The sequence below is a fragment of the Stenotrophomonas maltophilia genome (genome assembly GCF_004920835.1).
Classification (GTDB): domain Bacteria; phylum Pseudomonadota; class Gammaproteobacteria; order Xanthomonadales; family Xanthomonadaceae; genus Stenotrophomonas; species Stenotrophomonas maltophilia_AQ.
Genome location: NZ_QFHO01000041.1, coordinates 23,414 through 29,841, shown reverse-complemented (window position 1 = coordinate 29,841; position 6,428 = coordinate 23,414). Strand labels below are relative to the sequence as shown.

Here is a 6,428-nt window from a genome sequence, read left to right as displayed (position 1 = left end):
GGCTGGGGTGGCGGCGGTGATCGCAACTACTCGGTTACCTGCAGCAGCAACAACAACCGCTCGCAGACCTGCGACTGGGATGAGCGCCAGGGCCGGCCGGTGCTGCAGCAGCAACTGTCCGGCAGCGCCTGCCAGGAAGGCCGCAGCTGGGGTTACTCGCGTGGCCAGGTGTGGGTAAGCAACGGTTGCCGGGCGCGATTCGGCACGCGTTGAGTGCAGGGTCGGATCCCTGGCCGACGGCCAGGGCGCTGACCCTTGGATTCAGCATCGGGGTCGGGGCCCTCCGCAGGAGGGATCCGACCCCTGGGTCACGGCGCGGGTGCCTTCTGGTCGCCCCACGGCGCTGGCGGCAGGTCCACTGGCTTGCTCAGATCGAACTGAACGCGGAAGCGACGGCCGTCGGGTCGGGTCAGTTCGTAGACGAAGGTCTGGTCGGGATCGATCTCCATCGCCCAGGTGTTGTGGGTCGACGCCAGCATGTCGGCGCGGCGGAACATCGCCACCGAATCCGTATCGGCCGGGAACTGCTGGCGCTCGGCGGTCCCCGGCGGCGTGCTGTCGCCGCCATACAGCGTGATCGCATCGGGGCTGCCGTCTGCATGACGATGATCGTGCTTCAGGCGCAGGCCGGTCGCGGTACGGGTCAGCACCCAGGTACGCGAGTGGTCATCGCCAACATGGAACGGGATACGCAGCTCATGCGCCGGGTCGGCGCAACCACGAACGTGCATGACCAGGCGCTGGCCAGCGAACGGGTCCTTGCCAGTGGGTGCCGGGGTGTCCTCCACCACCTTGCCCGCGTAGGCCTGGCCGCAATGTGCGGCCACGGCGGCCATGAAGGCGTCGGCCGGTGCGGTCGCCAGATCATGGGCGACCGTGTCGGAGCGCTGCGTACACGCAGCGAGGCTGAGCAGGAGGGCGGATGCGGTGACGGCGGCGGGCAGTTTCATGCCCCAACCCTAACGGCCATGGCCGGTGGGCGCAAACCGCGCACGCTCCCCGATCAACGTTCAGGCGTCTGCGCCACCGGCAGCGTTTCGGTGGCGGCCACCGGTGCCGCCTCGCCCTCGCCCGCCGGCTCCTGTTCAACCGGATCGACATCGAACGGGGTGCGGAACACCAGCGACGGCAGCAGCGTGGTCAGTGCCGCATACAGCAGCAGCGCACCGAACAACACCGCCGGAATCTGGAAACGCTCGCGCATGATCGCCGCCAGCACCAGGGTGAAGATCAACGTCGGGGCCAGCGCCAGCGAAACCCGCAGGCTGCTGCGGAAGCTTTCGCCGAACATCACCCGGCGCTGCAGCCAGACCACGCCGATGCGCAACGGCAGCACCACCAGGGTGATCACGATACCCAGCCCCAGTGCCTCGAAGCTCAGCGCTTCGCTGGGCACCTTGGTGCCGGCATTGAAAAAGTAGAACGGCACGAAGAACGAGGCGAACAGGCGCAGCGCGTGCAGGTTCTCGTGCGAGGCCAGCAGCGGCATGCGCTGGTGCAGCAGGCGCGCGACCAGGCCGGCGATGAACGCGCCGACCAGGTAGTACACGCCCAGCAGGTAGGTGATATAGGCCGCGACCATGCCCACCATCACCAGCAGCGAGAACTCCGAGCCCGGCGCGTGCGGTGCCACCCAGCGCCCCAACGCAATGAACAGCAGCGGCAGGCCGATCATCATCGCCAGCAGGGCCAGGCTGGACAGCGCCATATGCCCCGGATCGCCGGCCTGCAGCACGATGAACAAGGCCGCCAGTGCCAGCAGTTCACCGGCAATGGCCTTGCTGGTGACCCAGAACCGCTCGTCCTCGCTCAGGCCCAGCCGCGACAGCGAATCCATGATGAAACCGGTGGAGGGGGTCAGCAGCGCCAGCGCCAGCAGGCCGGCGGCCTGCCACGGCAGCCCCGCGTAGCGCCAGGCCAGCCAGCCCACCCCGAACAGGGTCGCACTGCGGATCACCAGGTGCGCCAGCAACGGCCACATGCCGCGGCGCAGTGCCTGCAGGTCCACTTCCAGGCCAGCAAACAGGAACAACGAGGAAATGCCCAGCGTGGCCAGCAGGCCGATCACTGCGTCGTGCGCCTGGTCGCCCAGCCAGAGCATGCCGATGATGCCGAACAGCAGGCAGGTCAGCGGCGCCGGCAGGCTGAAACGCTGCAGCGCGCGCGGGATCACCAGCAACGCGAAGATCAGCAGCAGGTAGATCAGCTCATGGCTCATGGGGGACATCCATGTAGTTCGAAGGCGCGCAGGATGCGCGCGCCCGACCGATCCGGCAAGCGACTTTTGAATGACCCCGGTTACCTCAACCGATCAGGCGATCGGCGATCCGCCCCACCTGCGCCAGCACCGTGGCACGTTGTTCATAACTGATTGCACCCGCCTGCAGATAGGCGGTCAGCACCCACGGTGCGCCGCCGGCTACCGGCCACAGCACGGCGATATCGTTGCGCGCGTCTTCGCCATTGCTGCCGGTCTTGTCGCCGACCCGCCAGCGCTTGCCCAGGCCCGCGCGCAGGCAGGCATCGCCGGTTTCGTTGTCGATCAGCCAGTCGGCCAGCTGCTGCCGCGAGCCCGGTTGCAGCACTTCGCCCAGCACCACCCGTTGCAGGGTCGCGGCCATCGCCGCGGGCGTGGTGGTATCGCGCGGGTCACCCTTGGCAAAGCTGTTCAGCTCAGGCTCGAGCCGGTCGCTGCGGCTGAGCGCATCGCCACTGGCGCGCAGGAAGGCGGTCACCGCGGGCGGGCCACCGACCACGCCGAACAGCAGATTGGCGGCGGTGTTGTCGCTGGTGATCAGCGTCGCCCGGCACAGGTCACGCACGGTCATGTCCTTGCCGGCGTGGCGACGGGTGACCGGCGCATGCGAGAGCAGGTCGGCATCGCGCACCGGGACGCGCGTGTCCAGCAGCGCGGGAGTGCGCTCAGCCTGGCTGAGCACGGTGGCGGCCAGCACGCTTTTGAAAGTGCTGCACATCGGGAAACGCTCGTCCTGGCGATGGCCGATGCGGCGGCCGCTGGCGGTATCTAGCAGGGTTACGCCAAGGCGTCCCGCACAGGCCTTTTCCAGCGTCGCGAAGTCGGTGGCCGCGGTGATCGCAGCTTCGGCCGGCGCGTTGGCGGTGGTCTTGCCCGTCGCGCGTGCCAGCAACGGAAGAGCAAGCGAGGAAGCCACGGCAGCACCACTGAACTGCAGGAATCGGCGACGGGCGAGCATGCGGGGTTCTCCTGGGGGGACCGTTCGATTATTGAAGCCTCGCACGCAGGCGACCAGCGCGAAAAATCAGCGGAAGACATTAGCGCAGTTCATGACTGTCGCAATCAACCCATTAATTTTCCTGAAATATTTGTCGAGCAGGTAGGATCAGCCATCACCCTGACTCACGACTCCCTTGATGCTGCACCCAACCCTGCCGCTGAACGCCCTGCGTGCCTTCGAGGCGGCCGCACGCCACCAGAACTTCACCCGCGCCGCGCTGGAACTGTGCGTCAGCCAGGCCGCACTCAGCCACCAGATCCGCGGGCTGGAAGACCGCCTCGGCATCCGCCTGTTCCATCGCCTGCCGCGTGGCGTGGCGCTCACCGACGAGGGCGCGGCGCTGTATCCGGTGCTCAATGAATCGTTCGAGCGCATCTCGGCCAGCATCGCGCGCTACACCGGCGGCCCCGCGCGCGAGGTGCTGACCCTGGGCGTGGTCGGTACCTTCGCCACCGGCTGGCTGCTGCCACGGTTGGCCGCATTCGAGGCCGCGCATCCGGATATCGAGCTGCGCCTGCAGACCCACAACAACCGCATCGACCTGGCCGGCGAAGGCCTGGATCTGGCGATCCGTTTCGGCAACGGCGACTGGCAGGGCCAGGCCTGCACGGCGATCCTCGATGCGCCGTTCGCACCGCTGTGCGCGCCGGCATTGGCGCGGCGGCTGAAGCAGCCACGCGACCTGGGCATGCTGCCGCTGCTGCGCTCCTACCGCAGCGACGAATGGCCGCGTTGGCTGCAGGCCGCCGGAGTCAGTGGCGTGGAAGCACGCGGGCCGGTGTTCGATTCGTCGTTGACCGTGGCGATGGCCGCAGTCGGTGGCGCTGGCGTGGCACTGCTGCCCTTGCGCATGTTCGAGCAGGAACTGGCTGAAGGCCGGTTGCTGCAGCCATTCAGCACCACGCTGGATCTTGGCCGCTACTGGTTGACCCGGCTGCGCTCACGTACCGAACGCGAGCCAGCGAAGCGGTTCCGCGAATGGCTGCAGGCGCAGGGCACATAACAAAAAGGGGACGGAGGGGATTAAGTCGTTTGTGTCACAAACGACTTAATCCCCTCCGTCCCCTTTTCTGCGTGATCAGGACTCCAGCAGCTCCATCCACGCCGCTTCGGCCTTCTCCAGCTGCGCGGCGGTGGTTTCGCGGTCGCGGCCGATCACCGCCATGCGGGTGGCATCGGCGTAGTTGGCCGGGTCAGCCAGCTGGCGGTCCAGCTCGGCCAGGACGCCTTCCAGCTCGGCCACCTTGGATTCGGCCGCGGCCAGCTTGTGCGGATTCACCGGCTTCTTCTGCACCACCTGCGCCACCGGCGCGGTCTTGACCACCACCGGCTCTTCCACCTGCTCCATGCGCGCCTTGGTGCCCTGCGCCTGCGGACGAGTGCGCAGCCATGCGGCGTAGGCGTCAAGGTCGCCGTCGAACGGCTCGACCACGCCATCGGCCACGCGCCAGTAGGTATCGCAGACCAGGCCGATCAGATGGCGGTCATGCGAGACCATCACGATCGCGCCTTCGAAGGTGGCCAGTGCCTCAGCCAGCGCCTCGCGCATTTCCAGGTCAAGGTGGTTGGTCGGTTCGTCCAGCAGCAGCACGTTCGGCTGCTGCCAGGCGATCAGCGCCAGCGCCAGGCGCGCGCGCTCGCCGCCGGAGAAACCATCGACCGGCTCGAACGCACGGTCGCCCGGGAAGTTCCACTTGCCGAGGAAATCGCGGAACGACTGGTTCGGTGCGTCCGGGGCGATCTCGCGGAAATGCTCCATCGGCGACTGGCCTTCGTGCAGCGACTCCACCGTGTGCTGGGCGAAGTAGCCGATTTTCAGGTCAGGGTGCGCCATGCGCTCGCCGACGATTGGTGCCAGCTCGCCCACCAGGGTCTTCACCAGGGTGGTCTTACCGGCGCCGTTCGGGCCGAGCAGGCCGATGCGCTGGCCCGCTTCCAGGCCGAAGCCGACGTTGTGCAGGATCACCGCGTCCTTGCCGTAGCCGGCCTCGACGTGGTTCAGGCGGATCAGCGAGAACGGCAGCTTGGCCGGCGGCGCGAACTCGATGCGGAACTCGCGTTCGGCGCGTACCGCCTCGGTGCCAGCCAGCTTGGCCAGGCGCTTCATGCGGCTCTGCGCCTGCGCGGCCTTGCTGGCCTGCGCCTTGAAGCGGTCAATGAAGCTCTGCAGGTGGGCGCGCTCGGCCTGTTCCTTGTCGTGCGCGATCTGCTGCTGGCGCAGCTGTTCGGCGCGCTGGCGCTCGAAGTCGGTGTAGCCGCCCGGGTAGAGCTTGGCGCCACCACCGTGCAGGTGCAGGGTGTGGGTGGCCACGTTGTCGAGGAACTCGCGGTCATGCGAGATCAGCAGCAGCGTGCCCGGGTACTTCAGCAGCCACTGTTCCAGCCAGTACACCGCGTCCAGATCCAGGTGGTTGGTCGGCTCGTCCAGCAGCAGCAGGTCGCTGGGCATCATCAGCGCGCGGGCCAGGTTCAGGCGCACGCGCCAGCCGCCGGAGAACGAGGACACCGCGCGGTGATGGGTCTCGGCCGGGAAACCGAGGCCGTGCAGCAGCTTGCCGGCGCGCGCTTCGGCGTCGTAGGCATTGAGCTCGGCCATCTTCGTATGCGCTTCGGCCACCGCTTCCCAGTCTTCGCGGGCGGTGGCATCGGCCTCGGCGGCCAGCACGGCAGCCACTTCGGTATCACCGCCCAGCACGAAGCTCAGCGCCGGGTCCGGCAGCGATGGGGTTTCCTGGGCAACGCTGGCGATGCGCACCTTGCCGGGCAGATCGACGTCGCCCTTGTCCGCCTCCAGCTCACCCTTCACTGCCGCGAACAGGCTGGACTTGCCGGCACCGTTGCGGCCGACCACACCCACCCGGTAACCGGCATGCAGGGTCAGATCGACATTGGACAACAGCAGCCGCTCGCCGCGGCGCAAGGCGAAATTACGAAGGGAGATCATCGGGGGAGGGGTCCATATAACCGAATGGAATGTGCTGGTGAGCACTGTTCCTGCGACGCAATTCTAACGTTAACGAATACTTGACGGGCCCCGGGATGCGCAGCGGCCGACGTTCCTCTCTCCCACGTTCTCGCCGCGCGCCTCCCGGGTCCCCTCCCCCGTCAGTGCCGATCCGGGCTAAATGGTTGCTGCTGCAACGTTTTTTCTGATGACCGGCATTTGACAGG

Annotated in this window: 6 protein-coding genes; 2 read left to right on the top strand and 4 right to left on the bottom strand. The window is 67.4% G+C overall.

The features are described 5' to 3' along the window. On the top strand, positions 1 to 213 hold a 213-nt coding region (locus DI041_RS19805; protein WP_136640148.1), incomplete at its 5' end, for a DUF3011 domain-containing protein. Between the two features lie 95 nt (positions 214 to 308). Here DI041_RS19805 and DI041_RS19800 read toward each other — a convergent pair. The 3 genes from DI041_RS19800 to blaL2 all read right to left on the bottom strand — a co-directional run bounded on the left by DI041_RS19800 (position 309) and on the right by blaL2 (position 3,215). Next, on the bottom strand, positions 309 to 950 hold the full coding sequence (locus DI041_RS19800) for a hypothetical protein (RefSeq protein ID WP_046987510.1): 642 nt from the start codon (positions 948 to 950) through the stop codon (positions 309 to 311). A 53-nt stretch (positions 951 to 1,003) separates the two neighbouring features. Then, positions 1,004 to 2,218, bottom strand: coding sequence for a cation:proton antiporter (locus DI041_RS19795; protein WP_136639825.1), 1,215 nt, complete (start codon positions 2,216 to 2,218; stop codon positions 1,004 to 1,006). A gap of 85 nt (positions 2,219 to 2,303) precedes the next feature. After that, positions 2,304 to 3,215, bottom strand: coding sequence for a L2 family extended-spectrum class A beta-lactamase (blaL2, locus tag DI041_RS19790; RefSeq protein WP_136639824.1), 912 nt, complete (start codon positions 3,213 to 3,215; stop codon positions 2,304 to 2,306). A 178-nt stretch (positions 3,216 to 3,393) separates the two neighbouring features. Here blaL2 and ampR point away from each other — a divergent pair, with 178 nt between their 5' ends. Further along, positions 3,394 to 4,260 (top strand): LysR family transcriptional regulator AmpR, encoded by an 867-nt coding sequence (ampR, locus tag DI041_RS19785; RefSeq protein ID WP_136639823.1) that lies wholly within the window; start codon positions 3,394 to 3,396, stop codon positions 4,258 to 4,260. A gap of 75 nt (positions 4,261 to 4,335) precedes the next feature. Here ampR and DI041_RS19780 read toward each other — a convergent pair whose 3' ends face one another. Further along, the gene (locus DI041_RS19780; protein WP_136639822.1) at positions 4,336 to 6,201 is read right to left on the bottom strand and encodes an ABC-F family ATP-binding cassette domain-containing protein; all 1,866 of its coding nucleotides are present in this window, start codon (positions 6,199 to 6,201) and stop codon (positions 4,336 to 4,338) included. Positions 6,202 to 6,428: the final 227 nt, after the last annotated feature.

Excerpts from the sequence above, each read along its gene's own strand:
- ampR (WP_136639823.1), top strand. The coding sequence starts at position 3,394 with ATGCTGCACCCAACCCTGCCGCTGAACGCCCTGCGTGCCTTCGAGGCG.
- DI041_RS19780 (WP_136639822.1), bottom strand. The coding sequence starts at position 6,201 with ATGATCTCCCTTCGTAATTTCGCCTTGCGCCGCGGCGAGCGGCTGCTG.
- blaL2 (WP_136639824.1), bottom strand. The coding sequence starts at position 3,215 with ATGCTCGCCCGTCGCCGATTCCTGCAGTTCAGTGGTGCTGCCGTGGCT.
- DI041_RS19800 (WP_046987510.1), bottom strand. The coding sequence starts at position 950 with ATGAAACTGCCCGCCGCCGTCACCGCATCCGCCCTCCTGCTCAGCCTC.
- DI041_RS19795 (WP_136639825.1), bottom strand. The coding sequence starts at position 2,218 with ATGAGCCATGAGCTGATCTACCTGCTGCTGATCTTCGCGTTGCTGGTG.